At 67.1% G+C, this 16,879-nt stretch carries 11 protein-coding genes; 5 read left to right on the forward strand and 6 right to left on the reverse strand.

Translation table 11 applies throughout. From position 1 onward, the window contains the following. Positions 1 to 3 precede the first annotated feature (3 nt). Both BW971_RS05375 and BW971_RS05380 read right to left on the reverse strand, forming a co-directional pair. A complete protein-coding gene (locus BW971_RS05375) occupies positions 4 to 831 on the reverse strand; it encodes an SDR family NAD(P)-dependent oxidoreductase (protein ID WP_076477191.1) in 828 nt (275 codons plus the stop codon). A 14-nt stretch (positions 832 to 845) separates the two neighbouring features. Next, positions 846 to 2,342, reverse strand: a complete 1,497-nt coding sequence (locus BW971_RS05380) for a flavin-containing monooxygenase (protein ID WP_076477193.1) — start codon at positions 2,340 to 2,342, stop codon at positions 846 to 848. A 77-nt stretch (positions 2,343 to 2,419) separates the two neighbouring features. Here BW971_RS05380 and BW971_RS05385 point away from each other — a divergent pair, with 77 nt between their 5' ends. Next, on the forward strand, positions 2,420 to 3,043 hold the full coding sequence (locus tag BW971_RS05385) for a TetR/AcrR family transcriptional regulator (protein ID WP_076477195.1): 624 nt from the start codon (positions 2,420 to 2,422) through the stop codon (positions 3,041 to 3,043). 14 nt (positions 3,044 to 3,057) lie between these two features. Here BW971_RS05385 and BW971_RS05390 read toward each other — a convergent pair whose 3' ends face one another. From BW971_RS05390 to BW971_RS05405, 4 genes are all read right to left on the reverse strand, one after another. Then, entirely contained in the window at positions 3,058 to 6,912 is a 3,855-nt protein-coding gene (locus BW971_RS05390) for a multifunctional oxoglutarate decarboxylase/oxoglutarate dehydrogenase thiamine pyrophosphate-binding subunit/dihydrolipoyllysine-residue succinyltransferase subunit (RefSeq protein ID WP_234974259.1), read from the reverse strand. 190 nt (positions 6,913 to 7,102) lie between these two features. Then, complete coding sequence (locus BW971_RS05395) at positions 7,103 to 10,954, reverse strand: ABC transporter ATP-binding protein (protein ID WP_076477197.1); 3,852 nt, start codon at positions 10,952 to 10,954, stop codon at positions 7,103 to 7,105. Next, the gene (locus tag BW971_RS21055) at positions 10,900 to 11,625 is read right to left on the reverse strand and encodes a hypothetical protein (RefSeq protein WP_234974242.1); all 726 of its coding nucleotides are present in this window, start codon (positions 11,623 to 11,625) and stop codon (positions 10,900 to 10,902) included. The genes BW971_RS05395 and BW971_RS21055 overlap by 55 nt, the downstream gene beginning before the upstream one ends. Before the next feature lie 11 nt (positions 11,626 to 11,636). Further along, a complete protein-coding gene (locus BW971_RS05405; protein WP_076477199.1) occupies positions 11,637 to 12,737 on the reverse strand; it encodes a glutathione S-transferase family protein in 1,101 nt (366 codons plus the stop codon). Positions 12,738 to 12,849: 112 nt separating this feature from the next. Between BW971_RS05405 and BW971_RS05410 the strand changes: the two genes are divergently transcribed. The 4 genes from BW971_RS05410 to BW971_RS05425 all read left to right on the forward strand — a co-directional run bounded on the left by BW971_RS05410 (position 12,850) and on the right by BW971_RS05425 (position 16,864). Next, positions 12,850 to 13,539 (forward strand): PadR family transcriptional regulator, encoded by a 690-nt coding sequence (locus tag BW971_RS05410; protein ID WP_159441830.1) that lies wholly within the window; start codon positions 12,850 to 12,852, stop codon positions 13,537 to 13,539. After that, the gene (locus BW971_RS05415) at positions 13,536 to 15,077 is read left to right on the forward strand and encodes an MFS transporter (protein WP_076477201.1); all 1,542 of its coding nucleotides are present in this window, start codon (positions 13,536 to 13,538) and stop codon (positions 15,075 to 15,077) included. The genes BW971_RS05410 and BW971_RS05415 overlap by 4 nt, the downstream gene beginning before the upstream one ends. A 64-nt stretch (positions 15,078 to 15,141) precedes the next feature. Continuing rightward, positions 15,142 to 15,798 (forward strand): TetR/AcrR family transcriptional regulator, encoded by a 657-nt coding sequence (locus BW971_RS05420; protein ID WP_083709287.1) that lies wholly within the window; start codon positions 15,142 to 15,144, stop codon positions 15,796 to 15,798. 193 nt (positions 15,799 to 15,991) lie between these two features. Continuing rightward, a complete protein-coding gene (locus BW971_RS05425; protein WP_076477203.1) occupies positions 15,992 to 16,864 on the forward strand; it encodes a thermonuclease family protein in 873 nt (290 codons plus the stop codon). The last annotated feature ends 15 nt before the right edge of the window (positions 16,865 to 16,879 follow it).

Raw genomic sequence — 16,879 nt, forward strand, 5'->3', positions numbered from 1 at the left:
CGTTCAGCTCCTGGGTATGACCCGCTTCGCGACCTTCGCCGAGAACGCCTGGTAGTAGGAGCCGACCAGCCGGATCAGCGCGTCGAGGACCTTGGCGTCGGCGCCGACCAGTACCCGGGCGTGCTCGCGCTCCACCGCCTTGAGGATGATGCTCGCGGCCTTCGGTGACGAGGTGGTGGCCAGGTATCTGTCGAACAGGTCCGCCATGGCCTTGGCGTCACCCCCCTCGGCGACGGTCATGTTGCGCCCGATGGCGGTCTTGATGCCCCCGGGGTGCACGCAGGTGACCTTGACCGGATGGCCGGCCACCTGCATCTCCATGTTCAGCGACTCGGTGAAGCCGCGAACCGCGAACTTGGCCGCGTTGTACGCGCTCTGACCGGGCTGCGACATGATGCCGAACAGCGACGACGTGTTGACCACATGGCCGTCGCCGGAGGCGATGAGGTGCGGCAGGAAAGCCTTGGTGCCGTTGACTACACCCCAGTAGTCGACATCCATGATCCGCTCGAAATCCTTGAACTCGGTGCGCTCCACCTCACCGTGATAAGCGATGCCGGCGTTGTTGAACACCAGGTTGACGGTGCCGTAGTGCTCGATCACCGCATCGGCGTACTCCAGCACCGCCTCACGCTCGGCGACGTTGAGCAGCTGCGAGTGGACCTGGGCGCCGGTGGCTTTCACCAGGCGTTCGGTCTCCTCGAGACCGACGGGGTTCATGTCCGAGATGGCCACCCGGGCACCCTTCTGTCCGAGCTGGATCGCGAGGTCGCGCCCCATCCCCGAGGCGGCACCGGTGACGACCGCGACCTTGCCATGGAAATCCTTCATGAGTTCAATCCCTCTCAGTTGACGCCTGCGGCAACGGGTTCAGCGGTCCCCACCTCGGTGTTGACCTGGTAGGCGGGTAGGTCGAAGCGTTTGGTCGCGCGTCGGAAGTTGAAGGTGAAGCCGGGCCACAGCGTGGTGATGTTGCCGAACTTGTCCTTGTACCAGGAGGCGCATCCACCGTTCTCCCACACGCTGTCGGACAAGGTGTCCTTCAATGCCGCGTTGTAGCGCTTCTGCTCGTCGGCGCGCACCTCGATACGTGCGATGTTCCGCTCGGTGACGGTACGCAGATAGTCGACGAGATAGTTCAGCTGCGACTCGATCATGTAGACCATCGAGGTGTGTCCGAGTCCGGTCGACGGGCCGATCATCAGGAACAGGTTGGGGAAGCCGTTGACCGTGGACCCCTTGTAACCGCTCATCCCGTGGTGATCCCACACCTGGGCCAGGGTGCGACCGTCGGCGCCGGTGATGTGCTCGAATCCGGGTGAGTCGGTGACGTGGAAGCCGGTGGCCACCACGATCACGTCGACGTCGCGGTGGGTGCCGTCCGTGCTGACGATGCCGGTCGTGTCCACGTGGTCGATTCCGTCGGTCACCACATCGGTGTTCGCCTGGGCCAACGCGGGGTAGTAGGTGTTCGACAACAGCAGCCGCTTGCAGCCGGCCCGGAAGGTCGGTGTGACCTTGGCGCGCAGCTCGGGATCACGGATGGCGCGGGCGATGTTCGCCCGTCCGGCGAGTTCCGCGGGCTTGAGCAGGTTCGGGTTGTGGGTGAGGCCGTAGGAGACCAGTTCGTGACCCGCGTAGATCCCCGCCCGGGACAGCTGCTGGACGAGGGGAACGTTCTTGAAGGCCCAGTGCTCGACACCGGTGTAGGGGCGGTCGGCTCGGGGCAACACCCACGGTGCGGTCCGCTGATAGACGTCGAGGTGGGCGACCTTCTTGGCCAGTTCGGGGATGATCTGGATCGCCGAGGCGCCGGTGCCGATGACCGCGACCCGCTTACCGGTCAGGTCGTAGTCGTGATCCCAGCGTGCCGAGTGGAATATCTCACCGGTGAACTCGGTGATCCCCTTGATGTCGGGAAGGTTGGGCTCGCACAGCGGGCCGATCGCGCCGATGAGCTGTTCGGCGCGGTACTGACCTCTGTCCGTGTCGATGATCCACCGATTCGAGGCCTCGTCCCATCGGGAGTCCTGCACGTCGGTGTTGAAGTGTGTGCGCCGTCGGATCTCGTACTTCTCCGCGACCCGGTTGATGTAGGCGTGGATCTCGGCCTGTCTGGAGAACGACCGTGTCCACTCCGGGTTGGGGGCGAAGGAGTACGAGTACAGGTGCGACGGCACGTCGCAGGCCGCGCCCGGATAGGTGTTGTCGCGCCAGGTCCCACCGAAGTCGGAGCCGCGGTCGAGGACGACGAAGTCCTCGAAACCGTGTTGCTGCAACTTGATGGCAGCTCCCAATCCGGAGAACCCGGCGCCGATGATGGCGATCTTCACATCGTTCATGGGGACGATCGTAGAGCCGTATTGACGGCTGGTCAATAGGTTGTTGACGGAAAGTCAATAAGCGCTAGTCTTATTCCATGGGCGCAACCAAGCGGACGCGGATGACCCCGGAGGCACGTAGGCGCCAACTCATCCTCGAAGGTCTCGAGCTGGCCGAAGAGGTTCCGTTGGAACAGGTCAGCATCGAGGCGGTGGCCGAGTCGGCCGGGGTCTCGCGGGCGTTGCTGTTCCACTACTTCGACACCCGACAGGACTTCCACGTCGCGATGGCCGAAGAGCAGGCCCGGCTGATGTTGGAATGCACCGAACCCGACCTCACCCTCGAGGACCCGATCGATATCCTGCGCGGGACCATCGTGGCGTTCGTCGATTTCGTCACCGAGAACAGTGCGGTGTACCTCGCACTGATGCGCGGGGCGTCGTCGGCGGACCCGGCGATGCAGGCGGTGTTCGACCACACCCGCTCGGTGATGGTGCGCCGCACCCTCGACCACGTGTCGTTGGTCGACCTCACGCCGACCCCGCTGATCGAGCTGGCGGTACACGGCTGGTTGGCGTTCGCCGAGGACGTCACCATCCGGTGGCTCACCCGGCCGACCATCGACCGCGACGACCTGCTGCAGATGATCACCTCGTCGCTGCCGATGCTGGCGCTGGCGGCAGGGGAGTCCATCCCCGGGATGGAGCGGGCCACCGGCTGAGGTGCGCCCGCGCGTCACTCGAAAGCGGTGTCGATGATCTCCTGTTGCTCCACGGCGTGCACCTTGGACGACCCCGACGACGGTGCCGACATCGCCCGACGGGACACCCGCTTGAGACCGGTGAAGTACTCCGGCAGCAACTCGGGGAGGTTGAGGCCGAAGAACGGCCACGCACCCTGGTTGGCCGGTTCCTCCTGGACCCAGACGATCTCTTCCCGGTTGGGGTAACGATCCAGGGTCTGCGACAACCGACGGTGCGGGACCGGGTACAGCTGTTCGAGGCGGATGATCGCGACGTCGTCGCGCTTGTCCTTCTGCTTGCGCGCGGCGAGCTCGTAGTAGAGCTTGCCGCTGACCATCAGCACCCTGGTCACCTTGTCGCGCCCCGCGTCGTCGGTGATCGCGGGGTCGTCGATCACCGAGCGGAACTTGGTGTCGCCGGTGAAGTCCTCCACCGGGCTGGTGGCGGCCTTGTTGCGCAACATCGACTTCGGGGTGAAGACGACCAGCGGACGGCTGATGCCGTCGAGCACGTGACGACGCAGCAGATGGAAGTAGCTGGCCGGCGTGGACGGCACGGCCACGGTCATCGAACCCTCCGCACACAGCGTCAGGAACCGCTCGATACGTCCCGAGGTGTGGTCCGGCCCCTGGCCCTCGTGGCCGTGTGGCAGCAGCAGCACCACGTCGGAGAGCTGACCCCATTTGGCCTCACCGGAGGCGATGAACTCGTCGATGATCGACTGGGCGCCGTTCATGAAGTCGCCGAACTGCGCCTCCCACAACACCAGTGCATCCGGGTTGCCCACCGAGTAGCCGTATTCGAACCCGACCACCGCGAACTCCGACAAGGGGGAGTCGTAGGCCAGGAAACGTCCGCCCTGGTACTCGCCCTCGGTCCGGACCAACTGGTTCAGCGGGGTGTACTCCGAACCATCCTTGCGGTCGATGACCACCGAGTGACGCTGAGTGAACGTGCCCCGCCGCGAGTCCTGGCCGGACAACCGCACCGTCCGCCCCTCGTCGACCAGCGAACCGAGCGCCAACAACTCGCCGAAGGCCCAGTCGACACCGCCGTCGCGGGACATCTCGAACCGTCGCTGTAGAACCGGTTTCACCCGTTGGTGGACGCTGAAACCCTCGGGCACGTTACCGAAGGCGTCACCGATCTGGTGGACGACGTCCGTGGAGATGCCGGTGACCAGCTTGCCGGGGAGCTGCTGGTCCTCCTCGACCGACGGGCTCGGCTTCGGCTTGTACTTCTCGAGCTCCTTGACCTCGTTGAACACTCGCTCCAACTGGCCCTGATAGTCGCGCAAGGCGTCCTCGGCCTCTTTGGTCGAGATGTCACCACGACCGATCAACGCCTCGGTGTAGGACTTGCGTACCCCGCGCTTGGTGTCGATGACGTCGTACATCGCCGGCTGGGTCATCGAGGGGTCGTCGCCCTCGTTGTGACCGCGACGGCGGTAGCAGACGAGGTCGATGACGACGTCCTTGTGGTACTTCTGGCGGTAGTCGACGGCCAGCTGCGCGGCCCAGACGCAGGCCTCGGGATCGTCGCCGTTGACGTGGAAGATCGGCGCACCGATCATCTTGGCCACGTCGGTGCAGTACTCCGAGGAGCGCGAGTGTTCCGGTGCCGTGGTGAAGCCGACCTGGTTGTTGACCACGATGTGCACGGTTCCGCCGATCCGGTAGCCCGGCAGCATCGCCAGGTTCAGGGTCTCGGCCACCACGCCCTGGCCGGCGAATGCGGCGTCGCCGTGCAACATCAGTGGCAGCACCGTGAACGCTCCGTAGCCGAGGTTCAGCAGGTCCTGCTTGGCGCGGACCAGACCCTCGAGCACCGGGTCGACCGCCTCCAGGTGGGAGGGGTTGGCGGTCAGCGAGACGTTGATCTCGTTCTCGCCGAACATCTGGTAGTACTTGCCCTCGGCACCGAGGTGGTACTTGACGTCACCGGAGCCATGGGCCTGCGACGGGTTCAGGTTGCCCTCGAACTCGGTGAAGATCTTGGAGTACGGCTTGCCGACGATGTTGGCCAGCACGTTCAGCCGACCGCGGTGCGGCATACCGATGACGACCTCGTCGAGTTGGTGTTCGGCGCTCTGGTCGATCACGGCATCCATCATCGGGATGACCGCTTCGGCGCCCTCGAGCGAGAACCGCTTCTGCCCGACATACTTGGTCTGCAGGAAGGTCTCGAAGGCCTCGGCGGCGTTGAGCTTCGACAGGATGTACTTCTGTTCGCCCACCGGCGGTTTGGCGTGCTTGATCTCCACCCGCTCCTGCAGCCACTGCTGCTGCTCGGGTTCGAGGATGTGGGTGTACTCCACGCCGACGTGTCGGCAGTAGGCGTCGCGCAACACCGACAACACGTCGCGCAGCTTCATCCGGTCCTTGCCGTGGAAGCCGCCCACGGTGAACTCACGGTCCAGGTCCCACAACGTCAGGTCGTAGGTCAGCACGTTGAGATCGGGGTGGGCCGCCCGGGCGTCGCTGTCGATGCCGAGCGGATCGATGTCGGCCATCAGGTGACCGCGGTTGCGGTACGCCGCGATCAACTCCAGCACCCGCGCGTTCTTGTCGACCGCGGGGGAGGCGATGTCCTTACGCCACCGGATCGGCTCGTAGGGGATGTGGAACGCGGTGAAGATCTCGTCGTAGAAGTCGTCGTCGAGCAACAGGTGGTGGATGGTCCGCAGGAAGTCACCCGACTCCGCGCCCTGGATGATCCGGTGGTCGTAGGTGGAGGTCAGCGTCTGCAGTTTGCCGACGGCCATCTCGGCTATCCGCTCGTCGCTGGCACCCTGGAACTCGGCCGGGTACTCCATCGCGCCCGCGCCGATGATCGCGCCCTGCCCCTTCATCAGGCGCGGCACCGAATGCACCGTGCCGATGGTGCCCGGGTTGGTCAGTGAGATGGTGACGCCGGAGAAGTCGTCGGCGGTCAGCTTGTTGTCACGGGCTCGGCGGACCACGTCCTCGTAGGCGGCGTGGAATTGACCGAACGTCATGGTCTCGGTGTTCTTGATGGCCGCGACCACCAGCGAACGATTGCCGTCCTTGCCCGGCAGGTCGATGGCCAGACCCAGGTTGGTGTGCGCGGGCGTGACCGCGTTGGGCTTGCCGTCGATCTCGGCGAAGTGCCGGTTCATGTTCGGGAAGGCCTTGATCGCCTGCACGATGGCGTATCCGAGGATGTGGGTGAAGCTGACCTTGCCACCGCGGGTGCGGGCGAGGTGGTTGTTGATGACGATGCGATTGTCAATCATCAGCTTGGCCGGGATCGCACGCACGCTGGTGGCGGTCGGGATCTCCAGAGAGGCCGACATGTTCTTCGCCACTGCGGCGGCCGCGCCCCGCAACACCTTCGAGCTGTCCTCTGCGGCTGTCTGCGACTTCGCCGCGGGTGCCGGAGTCGGCGACTTCGTCGCGGGGGCGGGCTTCGACGTTGCCGCCGCCTTGGCCGAGGCCTCGGCCTTGGTGGGCGTGGTCGCCCGAGCCGCGGGGTCGTCCTTGGCCGCCGACGCGGCGGACCCGTCCCGGCTCTGGGTGCTCGTGCCCGAGGCCGCCTTGGTGGCCACCGCCTCCGGCCGCGGTGTCGGGGTGTTCTCGGCGATCGGGTGCTCGACGTTGTCGCGCGTCGCATCGGACTTCGTGTCGGCGGCCGCGGAGTCCGACCGGGACTTCGTCGCGGAGTCACCCGACGCGCCGTTGCGACCGGACTTCGGGGCTGCGCCACCGGACCCGTTCGCGCCGGGGCCGTTCTTCTGGGAGCCGTTGTCCTCGGGGTGGTAGTTCTTCAAGAAGTCGTGCCAGCTGGGGTCCACCGACCCCGGGTCGTCCTGAAAACGCTGGTACATCTCGTCGACCAGCCACTCGTTCTGCCCGAAGTCCGAAATGGAACTGCTCACAGCAGTATCTCGCCTCAATTCCCTGATCGCATATCTCGTGCCTGTGGCGCAGGCGTCCTCTCCGTCCATGAGGTTAGTCCCCCACGGTGTCGGCCACCATGAGAAGGCCGCCCACGCGCGAGTGGTCTTCCTCGCGGACCTAGTGGACGGGCGAGTCGGCTTCCCAGCTCGTCAGGCCGGCAACCCAGAGCTCCCGGTACCTCCCTCGCAACGCGATCAGCTCGTCGTGAGTTCCCGACTCCACCACCGCGCCGTGGTCGATCACCGCGATGCGATCCGCGCGGGCGGCCGTGGCCAACCGATGCGCCACGATGACGGACGTCCGGGATCCGGCGAGATGCCTTCCGGCGGCGAGGACCTGGCGCTCGGTGGCCTGGTCGAGAGTGGCGGTCGCCTCGTCGAGGAGCAGTAGATCGGGGTCGACCAACTCGGCGCGGGCCAGCGCGATCAGTTGGCGCTGGCCGGCGGACAGGTCGCGTCCCCGTTCACCCACGCGGTGATTCATCGCCTCGGGCAGCGCGGCGATCGTGGCCAGGGCACCCACCGACCTCGCCGCGTCGACGATCTCGCCGCGGGTCGCCGCGGGACGACCGAAGGCGATGTTCTCGGCCACCGTCCCGGTGAACAGGTGTGGCTCCTGCGGGACCACCCCCAGTCGCATGCGGTAGTCCTGCAACGGGTGACGGCGGATGTCGACCCCGTCCATGGTGACGGAACCCGACGTGGGGTCGTAGAACCGCGCGAGGAGTTTGACGATGGTCGACTTGCCCGCGCCGGTGCGGCCCACCAACGCCAGCGACGAACCGGCGGGGATGTCGAGGTGGACATCGCTGAGCGCGTCGGCGGTGTCGGGGCCGTAGCGGAAGCGGACGTCGTGCAGGGCGGCGTGACCCTCGACGTGGCCGCTGACGGGGATCGCATCCGCACCCGGCGACGGCAGGCTGGTGGGGGTGCGCAACAGGTCGCCGATACGGCGCAACCCCACCGACGCCTGCTGGTAGCCGTCGAACACCTGCGACAGCTGCTGCACCGGACTGAACAACATCGACAGGTAGAGGACGAAGGCGACCAGCGTGCCCGCGCTGATGTGACCACCGACCACCTGGTGTGCGCCCACCGCGATGACGAGGGCGGTGGCCATGTCGGACACGAAGGTGATGAACGGGAAGTACACCGAGATGGCCTGCTGGGACACCATCCTCGCACGCACGTACTCGGCCGCGCGATCGGCGAAGCGTCGTCGGGCGACACCCGTGTGGCCGTAACTGACCGAGGTGCGCAGACCGGCGATGTTCTCCTGGAAGTCGGCGTTGACGGTGCTGACCAGTTCACGCGACCGGGTGTAGGCGCGCGACGAGATCCGCCGAAAGACCACGGTGGCCACGATGATTGGTGGGAACACCGTCAGCAGCAACGCACCCAAGGTCAGGTCGGTGACCAGCAGCGCCACCGCGACCCCCAGGATGGTCAACACCGCCACCACGGCCTGCGACAACCCGGTCTGCAGGAAGCTCGACAGGGCGTCGACGTCGGTGGTCATCCGGGTCATGATCCGACCGGACAGTTCGCGCTCGTAGTAGTCCAGACCGAGTCGTTGCAGATGGGCATAGCTGCGGATCCGCAGACCCAGCAGCACGCGTTCCCCGGCACGTGAACTGGTGATGGTCATCATCGACGTCGCGACCCACCCCACGGCCACCAGCAGGACACCCACCCCGATCGCGATCCACAGCGAGCCGGCGTGCTGTGACGTGGCAGCGTCCACGGCGACCCGTGCGATGGACGGCAGCCCCAATCCGGACAGCGTGTCGACGGTGATGCCGACGACGGTCAGCACCAACAACAACCGCACGGGGGCCAGCAGTTGCCGGAGCGAGAACCGGGGATCCGGACGGCGCACTGCGTCCACCGCATCGGGAGCCCGCTCGTCGGCCGGTGGCAGGGCGGCGACCGCGGCCAGCACCCGTGGACTCGCAGGTGCGGCACCGAGGGCAGCCCCCAGACCACCCGGGCGCCCGCTGGCCGACGTGACCGCCGCGCGCATGGCGCGATCCGCGGCGGCCGTGAGAGATCCGCTGGTGTCCGACCGCTCCGGCCACAGCGCGTGCACGGCGTCCGGAGCGTCGTCGTCGCTGTCCGGTTCGAGGGCGTCGACCTCGAGATCGTCGTCCGGGGTCACCGACATCAGCGAACGGAAGAGCGGCGACCGCGACTCCACCTCGTCGACGGTGCCGATGTCGGTGATCACCCCACCATCGAGTACGGCGACACGGTCGGCGAGCATCAGGGTGGAACGACGGTGCGCCAACACGATCATGGTGCGCCCGGTGTCGTCGCCGTCCGGGGTGCGCAGTTCGCGCAGGATGACCGACTCGGTCGCGGCGTCGACGGCCGAGGTGGCATCGTCGAGAATCAACACCCGAGGGTCGGTCAACAGCGCGCGGGCCAACGCCACTCGCTGTCGTTGACCGCCCGAGAGCGTCAGACCCCGCTCGCCGATGACGGTGTCGTACCCGTCGGGCAGGTCTCGGATGAAGTCGTCGGCAGCGGCTCGTCGGGCGGCGTCGTGCACCGCGGCGCGACGACCGGGGTCGGCCGGGTCACCCACGAGATCGATGTTCGCCGCGATGGTGTCGGAATAGAGGAACGGTTCGTCGAACACGACCGTCACCGCCGAGTGCAACGACCCCGGTGCCAGATCGGCGACCGGATGGTCGCGGCCGTCGACCGAGAGCGAGATCGCACCGGTGTCGGGGGTCTGGATGCGGTCGATGAGCAGCGCCAGCGTCGATTTACCCGAGCCGGGGGGACCGACCACCGCCACGCACTCGCCCGGCGACACGTGCAGGTCCAGTCCGTCCAGTACCGGGGTGTGGCCCTCGTCGGTGTCCCCGACGGACCGCCCATACCCGAACCGCACATCGCGCAGGTCCACACCGACGGGGCCCGCGGGGAGCCGCGCGGTCGCGTTCTCGTGCGGGTCGGTCGGATGATCGATGACCTCGTGCACCCGTTCCACCGCGGCCCGTGCGAGCTGTCCCGACACCACCACGTTGGTCAGCAGCCGGGCCAGTCCGGTCATCGTCGCGACATAGGTCGCGAAGGCCAGAAACGTGCCCACGGTGATGTCTCCGCGCATGGTCAGCCAGCCACCGAGGGCGATCACCCCGACCGTGCCCAGCTGCGGGATCGCCGACATGGTGGGGCTGAAACGGGCGTTGATGCGGGCCGCCCGCATCCGGAGCGCATACAGTCGGCGGCCGTGTCCGATCAGCTCGTCGACCATTCGTTCCTCTTGGCCGAACCCCTTGACGACCCGCACCCCGGTGACCGTCTCCTCGACGTGCTGGGCCAGCTCGGCGGCCTGTTGCTGCGCGGACCACGTGGCCGCGAACAGCTTGGTGCGGGTGCGCCAGACCACCACGCCGACGGCGGGCACGATGAGCAGGGTGACGATGGTCAGCGGCGCCGACAGGTAGAACATGATGCCCAGCGCGAGCACCACCTGGATCAGGGCGCCGATCGACAGCGGGACCATCGCCAGCAACCCCTGCACCGTCTGCAGGTCGGAGATGGAGCGGGAGACCACCTGACCGGTGCGGATCTCGTCCTGACCACGTCCGTCCAAGCGCAACAGCGTGTCGAGCAGACGCAGCCGCAACCCGTTCTGCACCAGCAATGACAACCGGCCCGCGGTCATCCGCCTGCCGTACTGACAGACGTACCGCAGTACGCCCAGGGCGGCGAGCAGTCCCGCGATCGCCGCGATGGAATGACCGTGTGTGGCCGCTCCGGTCGCCCGGTCGAGTGCGGCGCGGGTGAGCAGGGGGATGGTCAGGTCCACGATCACGGCGACGACGGTCACCATCAGCGTGACGGCCACCAACCGGCGGTGGCGCAGTGCGTCGGCGCAGAGACGGCTGATCCAGCCGCGACTCACTTTGCGGCGGGCGGCGCGGAGTCGATCACCTCGCCGTCGATGACCGGCCATTGCGCGGGTGGAGGTCCGAGGGCGTCGCGCGAGTTGGCGACGACCCGCTTGCCCAGTGAGCGGTTGCTCGCGCTGCCGATCGCGGCACCGATCCCTGCGGGCATGAGCTTGCCGACCGCGGCGGGGGCGCGCTTGAGTGCGAACTTCTTCACCATTCTCCTGACCAGCGTCCCGTTGAGGCTCGTCAGGGTGGACTCGGGGATGTTCCCGCGGCCGAGCCGTTGCAGCGGTCCGGTCCGCGTCCCCAGGGCCTTGCCGAGCGCGAGCAGCCCTTCGTCGCCGAGGAGGACGGTCAACACCAGTGTCTTTCGACGCTCCCGGTCGTGGACAGGTATGCCGTACACCTCGCCGAGGGCGAGTGCGTACAGCGCGGAGGCCTCGACGAAGAAGGCGCCCTCACCACCCAGCGCCGCGATCGCGGCGAGGGTACCGACACCCGGGAGGGCGGCGGTGGCGCCCACCGCACCGCCCGATCCGGTAACGGCTGTGAGGTAGCGGGAGTCCAGGCGGGCGACGATCTGCGCGGGTGACTCACCGGGGTGGGCGTCGCGGATCTTGCGGACGTATGTGGACACCGCGGGACCCTGCAGTCGCTGCGCGTGATCGACGACGTTCCCGAACCAGCCGGCGGCGTTCTTCTCTCCGGATTTCTCGATGGGTGGTCGGGACACAGATCTCTCCTTCATGTGGCGGGTACCCGGGCTGCGGGTCCAGGGGATGGGGGCACCCAGTGCGACGCGGGGACCACCTCCCCGGGGCGGGGAGGTGGTGGGGCCGTGCCGTCACCGAAGGGCCTGCCGCCGAGTTCCGCACGATGGTGTGGGGTGAGCCAGCCCCGCAGGTCCGGTCCCTTGGGCACGATCCCGTTGGGGTTCACGTCGGTCTGCACGATGTAGTAGTGCTGCTTGATCTGGGTGAAATCGACGGTGTCACCGAATCCCGGCGTCTGGAACAGGTCCCGGGCGTAGGCCCACAGCACCGGCATCTCACTGAGCTTGGACCGATTGCACTTGAAGTGGCCGTGGTACACCGCGTCGAAACGGGCCAGCGTGGTGAACAGGCGGACGTCGGCCTCGGTGATGGTGTCGCCGACCAGATAGCGCTGTGACCGCAACCGCTCGGTGAGCTGGTCGAGTGTGCCGAACAACCGGTCGTAGGCGGCGTCGTAGGCCTGCTGATTGCCCGCGAAACCACATCGGTACACCCCGTTGTTGACCTCGGTGTAGACGCCGTGGTTCACCTCGTCGATCTCCGCGCGGAGCCGCTCCGGGTACAGCTCGGGCGCACCGTCGCGATGGTGCTCGGTCCACTCCAGCGAGAAGTCGATGGTGATCTGCGGGAAGTCGTTGGTGATCACCTCACCGGAGGGGATGTCGACCACCGCGGGGACGGTGATGCCCTTGGCGTACTCGGGGAAGCGCCTGAGATACGCATCCTTGAGGCGCGGGATCTGCAGGACCGGGTCGACATCACCCGGATCGAGGTCGAAGGTCCAGCTGTCGGCGTCGTGGGTGGGCCCGCACAGCCCCATCGAGATGGCGTCCTCCAGACCCAGCAGTCGGCGCACGATGATGGTCCGGTTGGCCCACGGACAGGCCCGCGCGGCGACGAGTCGATACCGCCCGGGTTCCACCGGGTACCCGTCGCGACCGTCGCGGGTGATCCGGGTGTCGATGTACCGGGTGTCGCGCTCGAAAGGCGAGTCCTTGGTGACGTAGCTACCCCGGGTCGGGGGCGCGCCGGTTGGGTCCGGGTCGGTGGAGGACGGGTCGGTGGTACTCATCGGTGTCCAGGGTAGCCGCAGGCGGTGCGGGTCACGCCTGCCTTGGCAGCGGATGATCGGAGCGGTATATTCCTCGCGGAATACTTGTGCGGCTGGGGCCGGGGGTGAACGGGTGGGGGAGTCGAGCGACTGCACACAGGCGCGGTTGACGCCGCTGGCGATCATGGTCCTCGGCCTGCTGCGTGAGCGCCCGATGCATCCCTACGAGATGTATCAGACTCTGATCTCCCGCCGGGAACAGCGGCTCGCCAACGTTCGTCCCGGGTCCCTGTACCACACGGTCGACCGGTTACTGCAACGAGAGTTGTTGTGCGTCAACGATGTCGGCCGTGCGGGTAATCGACCTGAACGCACGGTCTACGCCATCACCGCGGCCGGATCGGCACAGGTCACCGAAGGCCTGGCCGACATGCTGGCCCATCCGGTGAGCGAGTACCCGCAGATCCATCTGGCGCTGGCCGAGGCGCACGAGCTGCCCGCGGACCAGGTCGTGACCTTGCTCGACCAGCGTCTGGACGCGATGCGGGCGGAATTGTCAGACCTGGAGGGCACCATCGAGGCGGCCGAGCAACGCGACGTCGCGGAGGTCTTCTACCTCGACGTCGGGCTGCGCGTCAGCGTCCTGCGCACCCAGATCGACTGGCTGCACGTCCTGGCCCGCCGGATCGAGTCGGGGGCGCTGGAATGGCCGACCAGACCGCACGGTTCCATCACCGAGACCGCCACCACCCCGACCCCCACGTCACAGATTCCCGACGTCACCCGAGACCACGCACCGCAGGAAGAGACCTCACGGACATGACCGCTCCCGAATCCGGCACCACGTCGTCGCCGGTGCCACCGCCACTGACCACCCGCCCGTGGGCCGCGCTGGGCGCCCTGTGCGTCGGCTTCTTCATGATCCTCGTGGACATGACCATCGTCGCGGTCGCACAACCCAAGATCCAGGAGGGCATCGGCACCGATTTCAACGGTGTCATCTGGGTCACCAGTGCGTATCTGCTCACCTACGCGGTGCCGTTGCTGATCACCGGTCGACTCGGTGACCGGTTCGGCCCGAAGTCCGTCTACCAGGCCGGGTTGGTGGTGTTCACACTGGCGAGCCTGTGGTGCGGTCTGTCCGGATCGATCGGCGAGTTGATCGCCGCCCGCGGGCTGCAGGGCCTCGGGGCGGCGTTGATCACCCCGCAGACCATGGCGGTCATCACCCGTATCTTCCCGGCCGACAAACGTGGCACGGCGATGGGCGTGTGGGGGACCGTGGCCGGTGTCGCGACCCTGGTCGGGCCGCTGCTCGGCGGCATCCTCACCGATCAGTTCGGTTGGGAGTGGATCTTCTTCGTCAACATCCCGGTCGGTGTGGTGGGTCTGTTCCTGGCCTGGTGGTTGGTGCCCGCGGTGCCCACCCGTAACCACTCCTTCGACCTGGTGGGTGTCGCTTTGAGTGCCATCGGGCTGTCGGCGCTGGTCTTCGGCATCCAGGACGGGGAGAAGTACGACTGGGCGGCGTGGATCTGGTCGTTGATCGTGGGCGGCATCGTGGTGATGGGTCTGTTCGTCTGGTGGCAGTCGAGGATCCGCACCGAACCACTGGTCCCCCTCTCACTGTTCGCCGATCGCAACTTCTCGCTGGCCAACATCGGTATCGCCACCATGGGTTTCGCCATATCCGGCTTGATGGTGCCGTTGATGTTCTTCCTCCAACTGGTCGGTGGGATGACCCCCACCCAGAGCGCGGTGATGATGGTGCCGATGGCGGTCCTCACCGGTGTCCTCGCCCCGATCGTCGGGCGATTCGTGGACAAGGTGCATCCGCGCTACATCGTGGCCACGTCGTTGTTGCTGAACGCGGCCGCGGTGCTGTGGCTGGGCGCGATCGCCTCGCCGGTGACCCCGGTCTGGGAGCTCATCATCCCGATGGGACTGATGGGTGTGGCCAGCGCCGGCATCTGGGCGCCGTTGGCGGCGACGGCCACCCGCAACCTGCCGATGTCCCGTGCGGGTGCCGGGGCGGGGGTCTACAACACCACTCGGATGATCGGGTCCGTGCTCGGCAGCGCCGCTGTCGGTGCGCTGATGCAGACCCGGCTGGCGGCGGAGCTGCCGGGGCTCGGTGGCAAGCCGTCGGAGGGTGCCACCGGTCAGCTGCCCGCGATGATCCGGGATCCCTTCGCGACCGCGATGGGCCAGACCATCCTGCTCCCGGGATTGGTCCTGTTGATCGGGGTGGTAGCCACGGTCTTCTTCCAGCGTCCGCAGCACATGGGTCGCCCGCAGCCCACCGCCACGCCCCGTGGGTCCACCGACGCGGAGGCGGATGCCGCGGTGACGGCCTCCTGACGCCGGGCCGCGTCGACCGGGACCCGGTGTTGACTCGGCCGGTCACCGAGGATTGACTTCTCCCATGCTGACCAGGCTGTCGATGACCGAACGTCGCGAGCAGTTGGTGGCGTGTGCCCTGCGGCTCGCCTACCGCAGTGGCATCGGTGCGGTCACCGTCCGGGCGGTGGCGGATGAGGCCGGGGTCTCGTTCGGCATCGTGCACTACTGCTTCGAGAGCAAGGACGAACTGGTCACCGCGATGATCGAACGGACCATCGCCGAACAGCTCGATGCGTTCATCGGCGACGACCAGGAACAGGGCATTCCCGTTCCGGAGGTCACCGATGCGGACGAACCTCGCGGCGCGGAGGCCTTGCGCGAGCTGTTGCTGGGGACCTTGAACACGGTGCTGCGCAAGGTGATCGATTACCCCGAGCGCTGGATGCTGTTGGTCGAGTCCACGCAGCTGTCGCTGCGTGCCGAACCGGGGTCTCCGGCCGCGGGTGTGGCCCGCAGACAGAACGAGCTCGCCGAGCAGTTCGGTGCGGGTTACCTACGGGCCGTGGGTGCGCAGACCGCCATGGGGTGGGGCGACCGCGAACGGACGGTCGTACGGGGGGCCATCCAGATGGTCCTCGGGCTCATCCAGTGGTGGCTGGCCGACGGTGACGACGACTCGGCCGCCCGGTCGGTGGAACTGCTCGCCGACTGGGTCGTCGACCAGGCGACGCCCGCCTGACGCCACCGCCCACCCGTCGACCGTGCCCTTGTCACGGTCGACCGGGCCCTCGTTCCCGTCGACCGTGCCCTTGTTCGCGCCCAGCGGGCCGTCGTTCTGTTCGCCGGAAATGACCAGCCTTCCGGGTGAACAGTGGGTGACACCCTGAGTCGCGGTCTTCCGCCGCCGCCACCCGCCGGGAAATGTGTCCCGCATGCCGCTCAGTGTCATTCAGGGGACCTACAAGATCGCCGGCACCTCGCCCGACGGCGACAGCATCCGGTTCTATCCCGACGACCCCGACGTCTGGACCAAGCGCCACATCGGCGCCAAGCCCAACGCGCAGGGCGGGGTCCAGTTGCGGCTGGACGCCATCGACGCACTCGAAACCCACTACACACCGCCGCACGCCCACCACATGTGGCGCCAGCCCGAGGAATTCGGCGACGGGGCGGCGACGAGACTTCTCGAGTTGCTCGGGTTCCGCGACGTCGTGCGCGGTGACAACGGGCGTATCACCTCGGCGACCCCGGCCGAACGACCCGGTTGCATCCTGACCCGATTCGCCGATGTCTACGGCCGTGCGATCTCGCTGGCCTATGCGGGCACGCGACCCGGTCGGACGTCGGCCGACGGATCCGCCCAGATCGACGTCGACGAGCTGAAGAAGTCGGTCAACTACCAGCTGCTCGCCGACGGCTGGGTGTATCCCACCTTCTACTCCAAGCTCTACATCGACTTCCGCGAGGCCCTGACCGCGGCCACGGTCGCGGCCCGCGACGCCGGAAAGGGCCTGTGGCCGAAGGACTCCACCACCAAGGGTTTCGCGGTGACCTCGGAGAAGCAGCTCACCGACGACCTGGTGATCCTGCCCAAATTGTTCCGCCGTCTCGCCGAATACCTCACCGACGCCGACGGCAGCGTCGCGCTGTCGGGCTTCAGCGCGTTCCTCGGCGCCCACGATGACGACAAGCTGTACACGGTGCCCGCCGGCCATTCCACCAGCCTGGACACGCTGGTGACGGTCAAGAACCGTACCGTAACGCTGACCCTTCCCCCCGAGCAGATCGTGTTCCTGGAGGACTGATCGGCCCGGTGACCA

Origin of the sequence: Williamsia sterculiae, from assembly GCF_900156495.1 — a bacterium.
Lineage (GTDB): Bacteria > Actinomycetota > Actinomycetes > Mycobacteriales > Mycobacteriaceae > Williamsia_B > Williamsia_B sterculiae.